Raw genomic sequence first — 713 nt, 5'->3', positions numbered from 1 at the left:
GTAGTACCTTGTAAAGTATTTGTAAGGAACGCTCTTTGATTGATCTCCTTTTTCAAAAATTAGTGAGTTAGCCATAATATCTCTATCTACAAAACTCCATCCATCTTGCTCCATCATATCGATAAAAGGTTCCATTTTTCCGCGCTTTACTAAGTAGGGGTATTGATTATCTATCGGTTCTACTTCCACCATTTCTTTATCTTGAATAACCATCTTAGACATAGCTAAAGCAAATGGAACTGGGTTTCCTTCTTGGAGAATAACATCCCTTTTATAAAAAATAAATATGGATAGTGAGGTGCATACTAGCAATGTGAATATAAAGAATTTTGACTTAAACAAGTGGTTCGCATCCTTTATTTACAAGCTTATACTACTTTCAATGTATTACTAGAAATTCCCTTCTAAAAAAGAATGAACAAAAGTTCAAAAGTGTATTTACATTTGTTCAACTAAGGGTTAGAATGAAGTTGTTAAAAGATATGAGGAGTGAAGATAATGAACATTGCAAAGTTAATTGATCATACAATTTTAAAACCAAATTCTACAAAAGAAGATGTTATGAAAGTAATCGAAGAGGCAAAGCAATACAAATTTGCTTCAGTTTGTATTAATCCTACATGGGTAAAGCTAGCTGCTGAAGAATTAGCTGGACATGATGTAGACGTTTGTACTGTAATCGGTTTCCCATTAGGAGCAAGCACTACTGAAAC

1 protein-coding gene and 1 pseudogene are annotated in these 713 nt (G+C 32.8%); one reads left to right on the top strand and one right to left on the bottom strand.

Annotation, left to right across the window (positions count from 1 at the left end):
• The coding region (locus tag AC1DJR_RS32415; RefSeq protein WP_477004507.1) for a hypothetical protein at positions 1 to 342 on the bottom strand (342 nt) is incomplete at its 3' end.
• Positions 343 to 498: 156 nt separating this feature from the next.
• Here AC1DJR_RS32415 and AC1DJR_RS32410 point away from each other — a divergent pair.
• Positions 499 to 713, top strand: a pseudogene (locus AC1DJR_RS32410) (deoxyribose-phosphate aldolase); the annotation flags it as partial.

This window comes from Bacillus sp. 05T31, assembly GCF_056396725.1.
This window is presented reverse-complemented; position numbering and strand designations above follow the sequence as displayed.